The sequence below is a fragment of the Photobacterium jeanii genome, assembly GCF_001650345.1.
GTDB lineage: Bacteria > Pseudomonadota > Gammaproteobacteria > Enterobacterales > Vibrionaceae > Photobacterium > Photobacterium jeanii.
Window position 1 is genome coordinate 746,026 of sequence record NZ_LVHF01000012.1, and the last position, 18,429, is coordinate 764,454.

At 43.7% G+C, this 18,429-nt stretch carries 17 protein-coding genes; 8 read left to right on the plus strand and 9 right to left on the minus strand.

All coding sequences use genetic code 11. From position 1 onward, the window contains the following. Positions 1-5 precede the first annotated feature (5 nt). On the minus strand, positions 6-539 hold the full coding sequence (locus A3K86_RS04750) for a hypothetical protein (RefSeq protein ID WP_068328417.1): 534 nt from the start codon (positions 537-539) through the stop codon (positions 6-8). A 337-nt stretch (positions 540-876) separates the two neighbouring features. Between A3K86_RS04750 and A3K86_RS04755 the strand changes: the two genes are divergently transcribed. After that, positions 877-1,368 (plus strand): MarR family winged helix-turn-helix transcriptional regulator, encoded by a 492-nt coding sequence (locus tag A3K86_RS04755; protein WP_068328421.1) that lies wholly within the window; start codon positions 877-879, stop codon positions 1,366-1,368. 130 nt (positions 1,369-1,498) lie between these two features. After that, positions 1,499-2,353 carry a LysR family transcriptional regulator gene (locus tag A3K86_RS04760; RefSeq protein WP_068328423.1) on the plus strand — a complete coding sequence of 285 codons (855 nt, stop codon included), beginning with the start codon at positions 1,499-1,501 and terminating at the stop codon, positions 2,351-2,353. Here A3K86_RS04760 and A3K86_RS04765 read toward each other — a convergent pair. Next, the gene (locus A3K86_RS04765) at positions 2,304-3,074 is read right to left on the minus strand and encodes a TSUP family transporter (RefSeq protein WP_068328425.1); all 771 of its coding nucleotides are present in this window, start codon (positions 3,072-3,074) and stop codon (positions 2,304-2,306) included. The two genes, A3K86_RS04760 and A3K86_RS04765, sit on opposite strands and share 50 nt — an antisense overlap. 439 nt (positions 3,075-3,513) lie before the next feature. On the opposite strand from A3K86_RS04765, the gene A3K86_RS04770 reads away from it, so the two are divergent. Next, positions 3,514-4,827, plus strand: coding sequence for an anaerobic C4-dicarboxylate transporter (locus A3K86_RS04770; protein ID WP_068328429.1), 1,314 nt, complete (start codon positions 3,514-3,516; stop codon positions 4,825-4,827). 181 nt (positions 4,828-5,008) lie between these two features. On the opposite strand, the gene A3K86_RS04775 is transcribed toward A3K86_RS04770, so the two are convergent. Beyond that, complete coding sequence (locus tag A3K86_RS04775) at positions 5,009-5,899, minus strand: LysR substrate-binding domain-containing protein (RefSeq protein WP_068328432.1); 891 nt, start codon at positions 5,897-5,899, stop codon at positions 5,009-5,011. 272 nt (positions 5,900-6,171) lie between these two features. Between A3K86_RS04775 and cuyB the strand changes: the two genes are divergently transcribed. Further along, positions 6,172-6,882: a cysteate racemase gene (gene cuyB, locus A3K86_RS04780; RefSeq protein WP_068328435.1), complete on the plus strand. Its 711-nt coding sequence runs from the start codon at positions 6,172-6,174 to the stop codon at positions 6,880-6,882. Positions 6,883-6,990: 108 nt separating this feature from the next. Here the strand turns inward: cuyB and A3K86_RS04785 are convergent, their stop codons facing one another. After that, positions 6,991-7,626, minus strand: a complete 636-nt coding sequence (locus A3K86_RS04785) for a PEP-CTERM sorting domain-containing protein (protein ID WP_162844292.1) — start codon at positions 7,624-7,626, stop codon at positions 6,991-6,993. Positions 7,627-8,196: 570 nt separating this feature from the next. Between A3K86_RS04785 and A3K86_RS04790 the strand changes: the two genes are divergently transcribed. Together A3K86_RS04790 and A3K86_RS04795 are read left to right on the plus strand one after the other, a co-directional pair. Next, on the plus strand, positions 8,197-8,982 hold the full coding sequence (locus A3K86_RS04790) for a THxN family PEP-CTERM protein (protein WP_068328441.1): 786 nt from the start codon (positions 8,197-8,199) through the stop codon (positions 8,980-8,982). Between the two features lie 245 nt (positions 8,983-9,227). Continuing rightward, entirely contained in the window at positions 9,228-10,016 is a 789-nt protein-coding gene (locus A3K86_RS04795; protein ID WP_068328444.1) for a THxN family PEP-CTERM protein, read from the plus strand. 135 nt (positions 10,017-10,151) lie between these two features. Here A3K86_RS04795 and A3K86_RS04800 read toward each other — a convergent pair whose 3' ends face one another. Next, entirely contained in the window at positions 10,152-10,484 is a 333-nt protein-coding gene (locus A3K86_RS04800) for a tRNA-binding protein (protein ID WP_068328446.1), read from the minus strand. Between the two features lie 163 nt (positions 10,485-10,647). On the opposite strand from A3K86_RS04800, the gene A3K86_RS04805 reads away from it, so the two are divergent. Beyond that, positions 10,648-11,721, plus strand: coding sequence for a substrate-binding domain-containing protein (locus tag A3K86_RS04805; protein WP_068328449.1), 1,074 nt, complete (start codon positions 10,648-10,650; stop codon positions 11,719-11,721). Between the two features lie 40 nt (positions 11,722-11,761). Here A3K86_RS04805 and galM read toward each other — a convergent pair whose 3' ends face one another. From galM to galE, 4 genes are all read right to left on the minus strand, one after another. After that, positions 11,762-12,826 carry a galactose-1-epimerase gene (gene galM, locus A3K86_RS04810; protein WP_068328451.1) on the minus strand — a complete coding sequence of 355 codons (1,065 nt, stop codon included), beginning with the start codon at positions 12,824-12,826 and terminating at the stop codon, positions 11,762-11,764. Between the two features lie 42 nt (positions 12,827-12,868). Further along, a complete protein-coding gene (galK, locus tag A3K86_RS04815; RefSeq protein WP_068328454.1) occupies positions 12,869-14,029 on the minus strand; it encodes a galactokinase in 1,161 nt (386 codons plus the stop codon). Positions 14,030-14,241: 212 nt separating this feature from the next. Beyond that, the gene (locus A3K86_RS04820) at positions 14,242-15,294 is read right to left on the minus strand and encodes a UDP-glucose--hexose-1-phosphate uridylyltransferase (protein WP_068328456.1); all 1,053 of its coding nucleotides are present in this window, start codon (positions 15,292-15,294) and stop codon (positions 14,242-14,244) included. Between the two features lie 69 nt (positions 15,295-15,363). After that, complete coding sequence (gene galE / locus A3K86_RS04825; protein WP_068328459.1) at positions 15,364-16,374, minus strand: UDP-glucose 4-epimerase GalE; 1,011 nt, start codon at positions 16,372-16,374, stop codon at positions 15,364-15,366. A 352-nt stretch (positions 16,375-16,726) separates the two neighbouring features. On the opposite strand from galE, the gene ebgR reads away from it, so the two are divergent. Continuing rightward, a complete protein-coding gene (gene ebgR / locus A3K86_RS04830; protein WP_068328462.1) occupies positions 16,727-17,710 on the plus strand; it encodes a transcriptional regulator EbgR in 984 nt (327 codons plus the stop codon). Positions 17,711-18,429: the final 719 nt, after the last annotated feature.

Below are 18,429 nucleotides of genomic sequence, written 5' to 3' on the forward strand. Positions count from 1 at the left end.
CCTCCTTACTCTTCCGAGTAAAAGTCTTCGCCAACATGCTCACCTGCGCCACGTACTGCGCGGTACACCACCTGACCAGATGCTTGTTGTCGGTGATCAACGAGTGTCACAGAAGGTTGACCATTCACGGCATTGCGCTGGCCTAAGAAAATAGCCATCGGAATGCCTAGATTGCTCACGCCACTGGTGATCCACATGCGGTCAAAATCGTAGTTACCGCCAATGAACTCTAGTTGCGACAAGCTTGTGTCAAAGCCCGCAAGGAAAAATTCCATCGCTTGCATATTAGGAAATGTGTGAGCCAAGATATATGCGTATTGCAGCTCATTGACTAGTTCAGGCAGGGAAAAAGAACCCGTTTTATCAGCACCACTTGCTGGGATTCCCCAAGAAGAGTGCACTGTCAGCTCTTCTGGCTGAGAGTCGTCGAAGCGAGGTACGTAGCGAACAAATGCCGATGAATCAGGCAACTCATAACGTACTCGAAGAATCTGAAGGTTTTCTACAATGTCTTTTACAGTTAGATTGTCAGAACTCATAATATCTTTCATTAAGCTAAAGAGGACAAAATAGTACCAAAACTTGGCCCATTTATGAAAAAAAATGGCGATTCATATAAAAATATTCAGAATTTGCGTATAGCCTAACCGCAAATGGTAGATTATTTAACCAAAGATTATAGCCGAGCCAACGCAAAATTAGTTAGAGCTCTAATGTTTTCACTTCTAAGATAATTCTATAGACACCCCAGTTTCACGAACCTGAAACCATCAATTTTGCTAGCGTATTCCCAACAAAAAATAAAAATAAACAACATTTACTTTCAAGTTAGCGGAGTTTGTTGTAGTTTCGCGGCGTTAGATCTTGGAGATAAAAATGGACAAGCACGAAGAAGTCCTCATAGCCCTTCGACAAATTATCCGAGCGATTGATTTGCACTCGCGAAAACTCAATAAAGACGCCGGATTAACTGGGCCGCAATTGGTATTAATGCGCGCAATTCGTGATTCGGGTGAAGTGACGATTCGTCAGCTTTCTAACAACACGAACATGAGCCAAGCAACAGCTACCACTATTCTAGACCGTCTTGAAAAACGTGGGTTAGTTGTACGCGAACGCAGCAAGCTAGATAAACGAAAAGTCCATGCCCACCTTACTGAGCAAGGTATGGAAGTGTTAAACAAAGCACCGCTGCCATTACAAGACAACTTCATTTCCCAATTCCAACAGCTGGAAGAGTGGGAACAGTCATTATTGCTTTCATCTGTTCAACGTATCTCATCAATGATGAATGCAGAACACCTAGATGTCGCCCCTGTACTTGCAGTAGGTAGCATCACCAAGACTGAAGAAGCCAGCAACCTGTAATTTGTCTTGCCAAATGAGATTGAGAACGTGATACAACGCACGTTCTCAACCTTACTTCTTATCACTCACTCCCCCACCATTTCTACCCTGCGTTATCATCCTATTCCTTATTTTCATTAATGGATTACCCGTGTTACTTGAAGGAATAGAAACACTCTTGGTACTTGCTAAAGAAGGCACCATGAGTAAAGCAGGCACTCGACTCTACATCAGCCAATCCGCAGTAAGTAAACGGATCGCTAACCTTGAAAAACGCTTAGGCAAAAAGTTGATAGAACCTGCAGGTCGTCATATTCAACTAACAACAGCGGCATTACACCTCGTTGCCAGCGTTGAACCTAGCTTTAAAGAAATGCGCGGGCTCATTTTTGAACAGCAAGAGATCCAAGATACCTCACTGATCACTCTGGCTTGCTCTGAGACGCTAGTGGCAGGCTATTTAAGCGACATGCTGGGTGATTACATCAAAACCGATCCTCACATCAGCATTTTTACTCAGCAAACACCTTTTATTGTTGAGAGCGTCTTATCTGGCGATGCCACTATCGGCTTTTGCGCCGGACACCTAACTAACCATCACGATATCGTGACCCGACGATTACTCGATGAGAAATTCATTATTGTCAGTGCCACTAAGTTAGATAAACCACCGCAAGGCTTGCTGACCAATGACTTAAAAAATAGCGCTAACACCTATCAGGCGGGAATCTTGCAGAAGATGGGGATCAACCCCATGATGGAGATGGACTCTTATACAGCAGCAGCCAAGCTGGCGCTCAGTGACGTTGCGCCAGCTTTGATCCCAATGTCGGTGGTTAAAACCCTCAACATCGGGCCGCAGCACTGCTTTCATTTTGACTTTCTTGATGAGCTAACACGCCCAATACACCTTTGTTATCGTCGGAAGAGCTATCAAGCCAAGCGCGTAGAGCGACTTATTGAAACCATTGCAGATTTTGTTCCCACAGCAACTTTATCGCCATAATCATTGAGATGATCACCACCATAGGACGGATCAATTCGCGTCCTTTGGTGATTGCCATCTTGGCGCCAAATCGGGCTCCAAGAAAACCACCCACCGCCATCGCTAGCCCGACTTCCCACACAGGTAGCCCCGCAAAAATAAAAAACAACAAAGCCGCAATGTTAGAGGTAAAGTTTAGTACCTTAGTGCGTGCGGTTGCCGCCAACATATTAAGCTGGGCGATTGCGACAAAGCAGATTGTAAACAGCGACCCCGTTCCTGGCCCGAAAAAGCCATCGTAAAAACCAATACCAAAGCCAACACTGAACGCAAAAGCGGTTTCAGACAGCTTTGGCTCACCGCCGCCGACCCCTGCTTGTGGAGCAAACAGGAAGTAACATGAAATCCCAAGTAATAGCAGTGGGATCAAGCTCGTCAGTGCTCCGGCATCAATGTACTGCACTAACTCCGCGCCCAAGGCTGAACCAATGAAGGTACAGACGATTGCTAATCGCATCTCTTTGAGGTTCACCAAGCCATTGCGAACAAAATACAAACTGGCAGAAAAGCTACCAAACGAGCTTTGCAGTTTATTGGTTGCGAGCGCCTGAGTTGGTGGGATCCCGGCTGATAACAAAGCAGGCAAAGTCAGCAAACCACCGCCCCCCGCAATGGCATCAATAAAACCAGCCAACATAGCAACAAAAAATAAGGCCGTGATAACCTCAAACGAAAATTCCATGACACCCTTTCCAATCATTCAATCAATTCAACAGCGAGAGCCGCAGATTAACGGCTAATCTGACAGATAAAAAACGAAAGCTACGACAGACACTCATTCCAACTTGGAATAGGTACCATTGATAAGCCCATCACTTAGGTTTGTTTTAACGTCACATTTTCGCTTAACGCGCTATATGAAACGCTTTGAATTTAAATGCGTATTTTTGCTGCAAATAAGCTCTCACACAATCTTATTTTAAAAAATACTGTTAACAACTTCTCGTTTTACACCTCATAGCTATGCCGTTTTGTTATCGCGAAATTTTTTTCAGCATTTAACAGCCATTGTCGCTTCCGCCACCATTAACCTCATAAAAAGTAGTGAGATAAATCGCAAAATTCAGGCTTTAGGCAAACGCGTGGAGCCAACCAATCTGTCACTCAGTGAGTAAAAAATTATGTTAGTAATCATTCAACTCGTAATTGTTTTAGGTTGCATATATTGGGGCTTAAAAATGGGAGGGCTAGGCGTTGGTCTAGCTGGCGGCTTAGGGTTAGCAATCCTAACGTTAGGGTTTGGTTTAGAGCCGAGCCAACCCGCTGTTAACGTTATATTGATCATCATGGCGGTTGTTACTGCGGCATCCACCATGCAAGCCGCTGGCGGTATGGACTGGCTAGTTCATTACGCTGGAAACTTGATGCGCCGTAACCCCCGTTATATTAACTTTCTGGCGCCAATGATCACTTGGTTGATGACCATCATGGCTGGCACAGGCTACACCGTATTCTCAACCTTGCCTGTAATTTCCGAAGTCGCAAAAGAAATTGGAGTTCGCCCTTCTCGCCCACTGTCTGCGGCAGTGGTTGCTTCACAAGTGGCGATTTCTGGCTCACCAATTTCTGCTGCTATGGCTGCCATGATTTCGATTATGGAGCCGATTGGCGTGAGCTTCTTGCAAATTATGGCTGTGTGTTTACCCGCTTCTTTCATTGCAGCAATGGTAGGTGCATTCGTGGCTTCTCGCCAAGGGTGTGAGCTTGATGAAGACCCTGTGTACCTAGAGCGCATCCAAGCTGAATACCAACAAAAACATGATGCAAAAGCAGCGACGTCAACCGAGCTCGACCCTAAAGCCAAATACTCTGTATTACTCTTTTTGCTAGCAACAATCGTCATTGTGATTTACGCAGCTTTCCCACCACTGCGTCCGCAATTTGGTGATGGTGCCATGATGTCTACCCGCGACATTATCATCGTAAGTATGTTTGCAGTAGCGTGTTTGATGGTACCGTTCTGTAAGGTGAACCCTGATAAGATTATTCGTACCACTACCTTCCGTTCAGGCATGAGCTCTGTTGCCGTGATTCTTGGTATTGTGACTATGGGCTCGACCATGGTTAATGCTTACTTACCTGAAATCAAAGCCACAGCAGGCACCTTACTACAAGCCTACCCAATGCTACTTTCCGTAGTGCTATTCGGTACTTGTACTTTACTGCTATCGCAAGGAGCAACCACGCCGTTAATCATTCCATTAGCACTGAGCTTACAAGTGCCTCATTGGGCCATCCTTGCATCGTTTGTTGCTGTCACTGGGGTCTTTGTTCTACCGACTTACCCAACATCACTTGCGGCAATCGAATTTGACTCAACAGGTACAACACGAATGGGCAAAAACATTTTCGACCACCCATTCTTACTACCTGGACTAGCAGGCGTGATTATCTCAACCCTATGCGGATTCTTGCTGGCGCCGATGATTGTGTAATACTGTGACTATATAGGATTGCTAGAGCATACCTAGCTCAATCAAATAACAGCAAAAAGCCCAACCTTGATAACAAAGGTTGGGCTTTTTAATAGTTCTCGCACATGTTTTCGCATAAGTTCTCGCATAGTTAGCGGGAGCTTACTAGCACATCAAAGCAGTGAACCGATTGTTGAAAAAATTAAGCGGAACTCTTAGCCAATTGACACAAAGTATTCCACACTTGCTCACCCGCAGGATGCAAACGCGCTTGGTAACGATACGCATAATAAGCAATAGGTAAACGCAGGTAGGACTCCCCAACCAGAGCGACTTCACCCGATGCTAACTCTTGTTTGATAGCATAATCAGGTAGCCATGCTACCCCCTGCCCTTTTAGTGCAAGAGCTTTCAAAAGATCGGTCATTGATGACGAAAATACCGCATTTAGGTTCACTTGGTGGCGAATAACCTCAACTTGTCGCCCCATGTATGAACTAGGGCTATAAGCAAGCCAAGGGGTGGGTTCATTACTGTTAAATGAAAACAGCGGCTGACCTTGTTCATCGCAAGCACAAACAGGCAATAGTTCTGCTTCGCCAATACGCAATGATTGATACGGTGGCAGTCGCAGGCGCTCATCATCAAAAGCAAACAGTAAGTCACAGCTGCCTTCATGCAACTCTTCGGTCGCCTGATCAACATCAATAGCTTCAACACTCAGTAATGGATTGTGATGACCACGACTCAGCATAGGCTGAATGTTCGGCACTAAACTGGTCGCCAATGAGTGCGCAGCCGCGACACGCACTACATTTCCGCCCAGCATAGAAAGATCAGATAACTGGCCAATACCGTCGGCAATTTGATTAATTAAAGTACGTGCCGATACGCGAAATAGTTTTCCGCTAGGCGTTAATCCAATCGGTGTTTTGGTGCGATCAACTAACTCTGCGCCTACTGCATTTTCAAGCGCACGAATACGACGACTAAATGCTGGCTGAGTGACATTACGCTGCTCAGCAGCATGGGAAAAATTACGTAGTTCAGCCAAAGCCAGAAAGTCTTCTAGCCACTTACTTTCAATATTCATAATAAGCACAGGTAAAAGAAAATAATTATACCTAACAAGGTGTTATTACATCTTGAACAAGCTCGCACACAGCTCACAGTTATGACATTTATTCGTGCTTCACTGGCAAAAAACAGTTTCTTAATATTGGTATTGTTCAAGAGCAAGGCTGTAATTTAAGGATCGCAACCAAGCCATACCGATTCGGCATTAGGGCACCAGCTTTAGCATTTCTAAAGCCACCAGCTCCTGCATATAGTGAGTATTAACAACAACATGCTAGGAACAACGTCATGCTTAAAAAGCTAGGGATTTTAGGCGGCATGGGACCGCTTGCCACCGTCACCTTTATGCAAAAAATTATTGCCCGCACTCCGGCACATAATGATCAGGAACATATCCCAATGCTGGTAAGTAATGTTCCGCAGATCCCTGATCGCACTGCGTGCATCCTAAATAAAGGACCAGATCCATTTCCGGTGCTAAAGCAAGGGTTTGAACAATTACAACAATCAGGGGCTGATTGCATTGTGATCCCATGTAATACGGCGCACTTTTGGTACCCTCGCCTCACAACAAATAGCCAAGTGCATACCATCAGCATTATCGATAGCGTGGTGCAAGAAGCGGTTTACCGTAAATACCGTAGTGTGGGAATTTTAGCGACCACAGCCACTATGATGACCAATATGTATCAAGGTCGATTAGCTGAAAAAGGCATTGATGCCATTGAAACGACCGAGCAAGAACAACAGCAGGTCATGGCGGGCATCTACGCCGTTAAAGCGGGTAATGTAGCTGAAGGGCAAAAGCTCATGGCACCCGTATTTGAAGCGATGTTGGCCCGTGGCGCCGATGCGGTGATCTTCGGCTGCACCGAAATTCCCGTCGCACTAGAATTGCAAGCCCAAACACGCCCTGACGCTTGTTTAGATTCACTCGAAATCCTTGCAGACGAATGCATTGCTTGGGCAACCGCAGATGAGCATGATTTGGTGGCTTAGAGTATTATCAGGTTGAAGAAATTTAGCGATTCACGCTTGATGAATAGACCAAATGAAAAAGAGCGAGTTAGAAACTCGCTCTTTTAGCTTACTAATATCAAACTTTTATCACTTTTGTTTACGGCGACGTGAAGCCAAACCTAAACCAGTTACACCTAGCATAAACAGAGCAATACTTGCTGGCTCAGGAGTATCTACTGGCGGTGGTGGTGGAACACAAGGTTCTGTTTCACACTGCACTCCCGTACCTCTAATACCGTAAAATGTAATGTGTGAAATATCTTGAGGCTTTCCATCTTTCAATTGTGGCGTCATATAATTACCAGATACCTCACCATCTTTAATTAGATAGCCAGTGTAATTAGCAACACCACCTTTAAACACCAACATAATATCGTCAAAGGCATCCCAAATATCGCTAGACATGCTCCACGTACCCATTTGAAGCGAGCCTGTTGCGCTAAATGTGTAGCTATTGCCTACAAAATCAATATCTAACGAATTATCCCCCGTGCCACTTTCAAAGATTTTGCCAAAGAACTCCCAATCGGTAATGCTAAACATTGAATCATCATTTACAGCTAATGTTGGATTCAGCTTATCATTTTTTTGCGACCCTACTTCACACCCCATATTCAGGGTTACTTTATTCGCAATAGCGGCGCCACATGCGATAGAAGACGCATGCGAGAAATTAAATAACGATGCAATCAGCATCAATATAGATAGGTAGAGATATTTCATTGTCATTCCCTTATACGTTAAGCTGTCTTATTACCTGTAGCAATGACAATGCCAATTTAATATCCTTTATTTTTCAACAATATAAGAACAAAGATTATAAAACATGTAAGAAATACTGACAGCACCACCCTAATTAACCTATCCCTTTGAAATCATTAAGCTTATATACCATTAAACCCTTCACCTCTACTCTTTATTGTTCGTCATCGAAAAACCTGAACAATAAACCCCACTCATAAAAAGCAAAATTCAACAAAGTAACAATAATTCTCCATCCAAAAATGATCCTTTTTTCCTTTTAAAACGTTATCACACGGTTCATTAATATTTCTGTATTGTAAAAAAATCTGACACTGTCTTGATTTTTTTATTTTATTCTTCATACCAATACGCATCGCAGAATACGAATTCTCACTTCTAAGAATAACCACCAAAACTAAAATTCAACAATTTCAATCATTTAATTTAGGGTTTGTTAATTTAAATTTCATTGTTCTCAATTCATAAAAACTGGCACAAAGCATGTATTAGATAACAGGGTAATCACCAGTCACGAATGAGGGAACAGCAATGAAAACTAAATTACTTATGGCAAGCCTTGCACTGGCAACCGCTTTTAACGCACAAGCAGTACCGGTCTCTTTTGGCGCTTTTACTGCGGAATGGTTTGACTTTACTTCTCGCCCTGGCGCAAACCCTCCAGTTGCGACAGATAATGCAACTGGAGCCCCGAAACTTCGCTGGGGTTCAGCCGCCACATCTTCAGGTCAAAGTGGATACAACTTTGTGACTGAGAGTGCATTTATGACAAATTTTGATCCAATGGTAGGCTCAAGCCCTGATTTCGATCTAGGTACTTTCACTCATTTAAACAATCCAATATTTTCATCTGGTAGTGCTCTACTTACTACGAAATTAAAAATTTCAACAACTGTTCAAGTTGATACACTTCCAGTAGAAAACGTAGAGTTTATTTTTGACTTTACCCATGAAGAAACACCGAATAGTGCAAACCCATGTGCTTATGGCACTGGTGTGACAGGTGATGTAGGTTCCATCAATGAATTTGGTTGTGCTGACAGAGTAACTGTAACCACAAACGAATTTACTGATGTATTTTCTATCGATAATGTTGATTACACCGTCAATATCAAAGGCTTTACCGTTGGCGGCAATTTTGTAAATGCATTTCTAACAAAAGAAAAAGCAGATAATGATGCTACCATCATTGCTAACATTTCAGCTTTTGTTAACCCAAATGAGGTACCAGAGCCAACGCCATTTGCCATCCTAGGTGCAGGTTTACTGGGTCTTGGCGCCGTTCGCCGCATGAAAAAGAATAAAGCAAAGAGCTAATTTGTTTTACTAACCTTTCCTTATTTGCTTTTTGTATTTGCCAGTAACTTTCGTTGCTGGCTTTTTTCATTTTCAGAACTACATTGAATTCCCCCCTTCTTTGATAGGTGTTTTCATGCTTACTGAAATAACTGACTAAGTATTTAGCCAGTTTGGTTTGCGTAACTATACTTGGTGATAAGGAGTCAGCATCAAGGCATAAGAAGTATTGCAGTCGCCTTGTTATTCGTTAACGAGGAATGAGTATGACACAGGGAATAAAAGCACTACTGGCACCACTATTATTATGTACTGCTGTTAGTGCATCGGCTGTCGAAATTAAATTCAGTGGTTTTGAAGCCAATTGGGAAAACATTAGTGCCCGCTCAGGCGGCGGCCAACCTACTACCGGTGGTACTACATCGGCTCCAACCCTTCGTTGGGGATTAGCGGCGACCTCATCAGGAAAAAGTGGCTACAATTTCAGTTCGCAAAATCCATTCAGTATTGAATTTGATGTCAGCCAAGCACAAAGCAATGACTTTATTTTGGGGACTTTTACCCATTTAAATAATCCCATCTACTCTAGCGGGTCTTCACTCTTTAGCGCTGATCTTAGATTATCAACCGATATTGAAATTGATGGTCAAGCCATTAACGATATCGACTTTCTGTTCAATTTTGATCATGACGAAACACCGAACTCCGCTAACCCCTGTCGTTACGGTCCAACTGGGCAAACGGGCATTAACAGTAATGGCTGTGCTGACCGAGTCGATGCTTCAACAGCGAGTTTCAGCGATACTTTCCTCATCAATAACATTGAATACACCTTGAATATTCGTGGCTTTGAGGTTGGTGGTCAATTTATAGAACGCTTCTTAACCAAGGAACGAGTACGTAACCAAGCCTTCATTGTGGCTAATGTTTCTGCTGTTGGCGGTACTCCTCAGGTAATTTCGTCACCACTTCCCATCACACTGTTTGCGTCAGGGTTATTCGCCATATTCTGGTTACGGAGAAATCAACAATCGAGAAAAAACCATAGTTACTAACAACCTCACCGTCACTTCTTCTCATTTTCTCAGCGAAAGAAAAAGCGCTCATAAGAGCGCTTTTTGGAACCAATGCTAATGCATTGCACCATTCAACTTAGAGTTTCATTTTAGTGCTTCAATGTCATGACTCCGTTACACGATGCGAATACCCGACGGCATTGAGCGCTCAGGGGTTAACAAGACGCTTTCAGATTCATCATCGGTTTCTGCACAGAGCAGCATGCACTCAGATGTTTCACCGCGCATTTTAGCCTTAGCCAAATTACACAGTACGACCACTTCTCTGCCCATTAACTCCTCTTCGGTATAATAAGGCACCAGACTGGTGACGGTTTGTAATTTGGTTTCGCCTACTTCGATCTGCACTATATACAGCTTATCTGCGTTTTCATGGCGCTTAACCTCAACCACTTTACCTGTACGAATTTCCAATTTAGCAAAGTCTGAATAAGCGATCGTTTCCATCTAAAAGCCTCAGTAAAGTTTTAGTAAATGACATCGTTTACATTATCAATAATGACTGACATTACAATGGTAAAGGTCTCATTTTCGTTAACGGGAAAAGGCTTTCATTGCCATATTTTCATCCTCGGTGGTACATTGTGCTGTGCATTTAAAGAGGTATCACATGGCAACAATTAAAGACGTAGCAAAAGAGGCTGGAGTTTCCATTGCTACTGTATCCCGCGTTATCAATAAATCCCCAAAAGCAAGCCAATCGTCTATTGATGTTGTCACTCAAGCAATGACCAAATTGGGATACCGTCCGAATGCAGCCGCTAAAGCTTTGGTCAGCCAAAGCACCAATACAGTGGGAGTATTGGTCAGTGATGTATCAGACCCTTTCTTTGGTACCTTGATTAAAGCCGTCGATACTGTAGCCGAGAATCACGGCAAACATATCTTGATTGGCAATGGCTATCATGATGCAGACAAAGAGCGCCGCGCATTAGACTTACTCATCAACAGCCGTTGCGATGCGCTTGTTATTCACGCCAAAGGCTTGAGTGATGAAGAACTCATCAGCTATGCCAAAGAAGTTAAAAGTATGGTGATCATCAATCGCCATATTCCAGAATTAGCTAACCGCTGTATTTCCCTTAATAACTATAAAGGCGCTTATTTAGCGACTGAGTTTCTTATTCGTCATGGTCATCGCCAAATAGCTTGTTTAGCCTCTAGTCACAACATTGAAGATGCAGAACAACGCATTGCAGGTTATCAAGCAGCCCTTGAAGCACATAACATCAACCTAAACAATCAGTACATCGAATACGGTGAGCCCAACAGTGAAGGTGGTGAAACAGCCATGACCAACCTGATGAGCAAGTCTGTACCCTTTACAGGCGTTGTGGCTTATAACGATTACATGGCGGCAGGTGCATTATCGGTACTAGATGAAAATGGTTTAGCGGTTCCGCGTGATGTTTCTTTGGTGGGTTTTGATGACGGCTTAATCGCTAAGTATATTCAACCACGCCTGACCACAGTGCGCTACCCGATTCAAATGATGGCAGAAAAAGCGGCTGAGCTTGCTATCTCACTGACTAAAGAAGACAGTAACGCAAGCGTTCAAAAAGACCTAAATAGCAAAAAATCAGATGGAAAGGATTTAGAAAGCAAAGCCTTAGATAGCCAGACTGATACCATTATTTTCTCGCCAACGATGGTAAGACGCGATTCTGTTTTGAAGATATCCTAAAGAAAAAAGCCCAACGAATAATCTCGTTGGGCGAAATCAGCTACACCATAAACTGGTAACAAGTGCGGTACTGATAAGTTTGGTTAGGACGAAGAATAGGATCTGGTTGTCTCCACTCTAGGTGATTAGGCGCATCAGGCAACAGCTGAGTTTCTAGCGCGAAACCAGCGTAATCTTTATATGGGGTATCGGTACGACTTGGTGTACCGGCCAACCAATTGCCTGTATACAGCTGCATTGCGGGTTTATCTGTTGTTACTGTCAGTTTGACCTGTTCATCAGGGCTAATAACAGTAGCGACAGGTTTAGTAACATCACGTCCGTGTTCAAAGGTAAAGCTATGATCAAACCCTTTCGCTAAATTAAGCTCAGTATTAACATCGGATAGCCAATCACTCGCCAGTGTTTTCCCTTCTCGAAAATCAAATGCCGTGCCACTCGCCTCCGCAAATTCACCATACGGAATACCAAATTCATCGGTCGGTAAATATTGCGACGCTGATATTTGAACATGGTGAGACAAGCAATCTAGCCCTGACTCTGCGCCTGCTAAATTGAAATAAGCATGATTGGTGAGATTACACGGCGTGGCTTTAGAGCTATTCGCTCGATACGTTATTTCCACCTGATTTTCGTCAGTTAAGTGATAAGTCACTTGCGCCACTAACTCACCAGGAAAGCCTTGGTCACCGTCTGGTGAAACCAAACTAAACACCACGTGTTGACTACTTTGTAGTTCTATCTGCCAGCGACGTTGATCGAAACCAAACTCGCCACCGTGTAGACAGTTACCCGCTTGATTTGTTGAGACTTGAAACTCTTTCCCATCAATGGAAAAAGTACCATTGGCAATACGGTTCGCGTAGCGCCCAACCGTTACACCCATGTAACTAGTTTGACGCATGAAATCTTCTAAAGTCCCCATACCTAGAAGCACTTCTCTCTGCTCACCGCATGCCAACGGCAAACGACAACTTAACCAGCTCGCACCGATATCCATCAACATTATCTGCATACCAGAACGGTTGGTTAGCGTTATCAACTTGGCAGGCAAGCCATCATAAGCTGCCTGAGATGTCATGGTTTCGAATAAATTAGTGTCCATCGTTAACTCTCTAATCTGCTCAATACGGGTTTCAATTAGGCGTTAACAAACTTCAACAAGGCTGGCGCCATCTTTCGCCTGACAGACATAAATCGATGCCTGTAATCCTGTTGCTGGCTGATATTTTTCTTCCACCGCTTGCACGACTTTATCAACCAACTTTGGTGGAATAAGCGCCACCACACAGCCACCAAAGCCACCACCTGTCATACGTACGCCACCTTGTTCACCGATTTGGTTTTTTACAATCTCAACCAGCACATCGATCTCTTTAACTGTGATTTCAAAATCATCACGCATTGAAGCGTGCGATTGCGCCATCAGTTCTGCCATCAACGTCATGTCACCCGAGATAAGTGCTTTTGCAGCTAACTCGGTACGAATGTTCTCAGTAATCACATGGCGAGCACGTTTCGCAACTAATGGTGATAGTTGGTCTTGTTTTGCTTCAAAAGCTTCCAAGCTGACATCACGCAGTGCTGGTACACCAAAGATCTGCGCCGCTTCTTCACATTGAGCGCGACGGGTGTTGTATTCACTATCAACTAACCCACGCTGCTTATTAGAGTTGATGATCACCACTGCCATATCTTTAGGCATCGACACCGCTTGTGTTTCTAAGCTTCGGCAGTCAATAAGCAAAGCATGGTTTTCTTGGCCTTCCGCAGAAATAAGCTGATCCATAATGCCGCAGTTACAACCAACAAATTCGTTCTCTGCTTGTTGTCCATTAAGCGCAACTTCTGCTTGGCTAATTTCAAGGTTGTAGAGCACTTTAAATGTTTGTCCTATCACTACTTCTAATGCAGCCGACGAACTCAGTCCCGCACCTTGGGGGACGTTACCACTGACAGCAATATCAGCACCCGCAAACTGATAGCCTCTCGCTAACAGGCACTTCACCACACCACGGATGTAATTCGCCCACATTTTGTCCTGCTGGAAACTGATCTCAGCGGTTAAATCAAACTCATCAATTTGATTGCCGTAATCCACTGACACCACACGCACTAGGTTGTCGTCACGACGACTCGCCGCTACGACGGTTTGATAATTAATGGCGCACGGCAGTACGAAGCCATCGTTGTAGTCGGTATGTTCACCAATTAAATTCACGCGTCCTGGCGCTTGGATAATGTGGCTTGGTGCGTAACCTAATACTTGGTTGAAACTGGCTTTCACGGTTTGGATTAATTCAGACATAAGGTGCTCTCTTTTGAATCTTTATATGGGGGTTTACCCCCTCCCAGCCTCCCCTAAATTAGGGGGGAGGAGCAAAAAGCTCGGCTATTTCAGCTCTATCACTCTGACCCTTTCTTGTTATAGAGGGACAGAAAAACACGCTGCTTTTCGCTCTTATTCCCTCCCCTTTTCAAGGGGAGGGTTAGGGAGGGGTTCGCTATTTAGAAAAACAATCACTGCTCTTTATAGTGAATATCACTAACATCACGCAGACGTTGCGCGGCTTGCTCAGCCGTTAAATCACGCTGGCTTTCAGCCAACATTTCATAACCCACCATAAATTTACGGACTGTGGCGCTGCGCAGTAGTGGTGGTAAGAACAATGCATGAAGCTGCCAATGTTCAATATCGGTGTCGGCTTCAAAGAAAGGCGCGTAATGCCAGCCCATCGAGTACGGGAAAGAACACTGGAACAAGTTATCGTAGCGACTCGTCAGCTTTTTAAGCGCCAGCGCCAAATCATCACGCTGTTCATCCGTTAATTCACTCATCCGTTTAATGTGTGCTTTAGGCAACAACATGGTTTCAAATGGCCATGCCGCCCAATAAGGTACAACGGCTAGCCAGTGCTCGGTTTCAACCACAATGCGACTACCATCCGCGAGTTCGGCTTGCACATAGTCCACCAGTAAATTGCGACCGTGCTGTTGGTAGTACGCCTTTAAGTGCTGTTCTTTTCGCGCAATTTCATTAGGTAAAAAGCTATTCGCCCAAATTTGTCCGTGAGGATGTGGCTGAGAACACCCCATGGTTTCGCCTTTGTTCTCAAACGCCTGTACCCACACGTAGTCTTGACCTAATTCTTCAATTTGCTCGTTCCACGTATTAATAACTTGGCGGATATTCGGTACAGATAATTCAGGTAAGGTTTTACTGTGATCGGGAGAAAAACAAATCACTCGGCTTAACCCTCGCACCCCTTCGACTCTAAACAGTGGATTATCAGAGGCAGGTGCATTCGGGGTATTTGTCATCAAGGCTGCAAAGTCATTATTGAAAACATAAGTACCTTGATAATCAGGGTTTTTATCGCCAGAGATACGAGTATTAGTTGGGCAAAGAAAACACTCACTATCGTAAGTTGGCTGTGCTTTCGTTGCTGGCGATTCATCCTGACCGCTCCAAGGACGCTTCGCTCTGTGCGGTGATACTAAAATCCATTGCCCTGTTAACGGGTTATAACGACGGTGCGGATGATCAACCGGATTAAACTCAATCTGTGACATTTCTAATTCTCTTTTCGTTTAGGTATGCAATAGGGTCTGGTTAAATAGCTCAACAGTTAATAACAACAATTAGTAACCGTGCGGGTTCGCCGATTGCCAACGCCAAGTGTCCTGCGCCATATCTGCTATGGTCCGTTTCGCTTGCCAATTCAGTTGTTGCTGTGCTTTTTGGGTATCCGCCCAACACGCAGCAATATCACCCGCTCGGCGTGGACAAATTTGATAAGGAATTGGTCGTTGGCTGGCAGTTGCAAACGCATCGACCATCGCCAACACACTGCTCCCTTTACCTGTACCAAGATTAAAAATGTGTAAACCTGACGTTTGCCCCACAGCTTGCAGTGCTGCGATATGACCATCGGCTAAATCCATCACATGGATATAATCACGAACTCCAGTACCATCTGGGGTATCGTAATCACCCCCAAACACAGAAAGCTGTTCTCGACGACCGACTGCCACTTGAGCAATAAAAGGCATCAGGTTATTGGGAATACCTTGAGGATCTTCACCCATAGTGCCAGATGGATGAGCGCCAACGGGGTTAAAGTAACGAAGCAGCGTGATGCTCCAATCGTTATCGGCATCAAATAAATCAGACAGACAACGCTCAACCATGTACTTACTGCACCCGTAAGGATTGGTGGTGGCACCGGTTGGTGAATCCTCAGTAATGGGTACAATTTCAGGGTCACCGTAAACCGTCGCCGATGAGCTAAACACTAGGGTTTTCACGCCTGCTTTTTTCATCACTCGCGCCAGCACCAAAGAGCCGTTCACGTTGTTATCGAAATACTCCAGTGGCTTTTGGACCGATTCACCAACCGCTTTTAACCCAGCAAAATGAATGACAGCCTGAATATCATGTTGCTCAAATACCGATGTCAGCAAAGCTTCATCGCGAATATCACCTTGAACAAATATGGGTGCTTTACCTGTGATTGCTGCAATACGATCCAGTACAGCGGCTTTAGCATTAGACAAATTATCGAAAATAACAGGCTCCATCCCTGCCGCCATCATCTGCACACAGGTATGACTGCCGATATAGCCCATCCCGCCGGTTACCAATACTTTCAAGCTCAATCCTCCGCACTGTGGTATTTAAGAAATACCTCAACAAAAATTCGGTACTGTGTTGCCGTTTGAGCGCAGTCTAGCAATCAACCTTGAAAACGATCCGTGATCAAATTCGCATTTGTGTAAACGTTTCCACAAATGAATTTTTAACATCAAGAACGCTTTGGCAACCGAAACACAAGAAATAAGCGTTACAATCATTAGGTTTCAATAAGTTAGCAATAATGTTGTTACGTAAGCTAGCTCATAAAACTTATATATATTTACTAAAAATAGATGCAGCTTTAGTTTCATGGCTTACAATATCCATCAATATGAATGAGTAACGCCCGATAGCAGATTGGAAAAAGAAATGGCTACACTAAAAGACATTGCGAACGAAGCAGGCGTATCTCTGGCAACGGTATCAAGAGTATTAAACGACGACCCTACGTTAAGCGTAAAAGAAGACACTAAACACCGCATTTTAGAAATCGCGGCAAAGTTAGAATACAAGACGAGCAGCGCAAAAAAACACAGCATTGCATCTATACCTAAACACCATTTTTTAGCCTTGTATAACTACCCGCAAGAAGCTGAAATCAACGACCCTTACTACCTTTCTATTCGCCACGGAATTGAAACTCAGTGTGAGAAACTAGGCATCACACTAACCAATTGTTATGAAGGTAAGATTGATAACAATATCAAAGATATAACTGGCGCGCTTATTATTCGAACCCCAACGGACACCACGCTAAAACAAGCCCAGAAGCTTACTGATAACCTGTGCTTTCTTGATTTCTGCGATAACAAAAACCGCTATGATTCAGTGGATATCGACCTAGCAGGGATCAGCAAGCAAGTTGTTGACTTCTTCATTGAGCAAGACTTCAATCGTATTGGCTTTATTGGTGGCTGCGATCACCCAGAAAGCACAGATATACGTGAAACCGCTTTTACCGAGTATGGTCAAATCAAAGGGGTGGTAAACAAACAGGATGTTTATCGTGGTGAGTTTTCAAGCCAGTCAGGTTATACGCTAGCAAAGGCCATGTTTGCCAAGCCAGATCACCCACAGGCTTTATTCATCGCTTCAGATTCTATTGCGATTGGTGTAGTGCGTGCCATTCACGAGCAAGGGCTATCTATTCCTGATGATATCTCGCTAATTAGCGTTAATGATATTCCTACAGCACGCTTTACCTTTCCGCCTTTATCAACAGTGCGTATTCACTCAGAAATGATGGGAAGCCAAGGTGTAAATTTACTGATAGAGAAGGCCAGAGATGGACGTGCGCTACCACTAAAAGTATTCGTTCCAAGCAAATTAAAACTTCGCGGCACCACTCGCTAATCAACTTACAAGCACAAACCTTACCTTTCATTTATCGCTAAGGTGCTGATTATCAGCACCTTTATATGTCAGCACTATCTGTTTCACTCTCCCAGAGCTATTAGCTTTGTGTGCTTCCATAAACAACAGATACCAAACTCCAAAACCAAAGCCCCAAAACAAAACATCTTTGCGCCCAACTAAGAGTAAAACGTTTTCACAACTTTGTATTAGTAAAAATTTTCACTAGTACCTTTCCTCATAAAAAAGTCGTTTGATAACTATTCTGTCATTAACCCGGAACAAGATTAATTAACGAAACCCCCTTGAAACATTTCTGACAAGAAAACAGCTGTCACTTCACCCTATTAGCGCTTTTTCCTTCATGCAGGTCTACTACATTCTGCGTGGGAAACTAGATCGCTCTGAGCAAGATTTTTAAAATGGATTCGTGCCCTACAGACATTATTACAGCCTCCAACTAATTTTTATAAGAAGCATATAAGAAGCCAAACTCATATTAACAACTGGCTTATTTAATTAGCGTTGTTTTCATCAGGCCATATTGGAGGAATATGAAAAATGGCAAATCTATTTCAACAACTATCTTCAAACTTGATACTAAGTTAAGTCCCTTTGGTCTTATTTATAACCTTATTCTTGGCCAAGCAGTCCCTCCTCCCTTAACCAACTGAAATACAAATATTAGTTCACAATAGTTAAGATAAGTTAAGATTTAA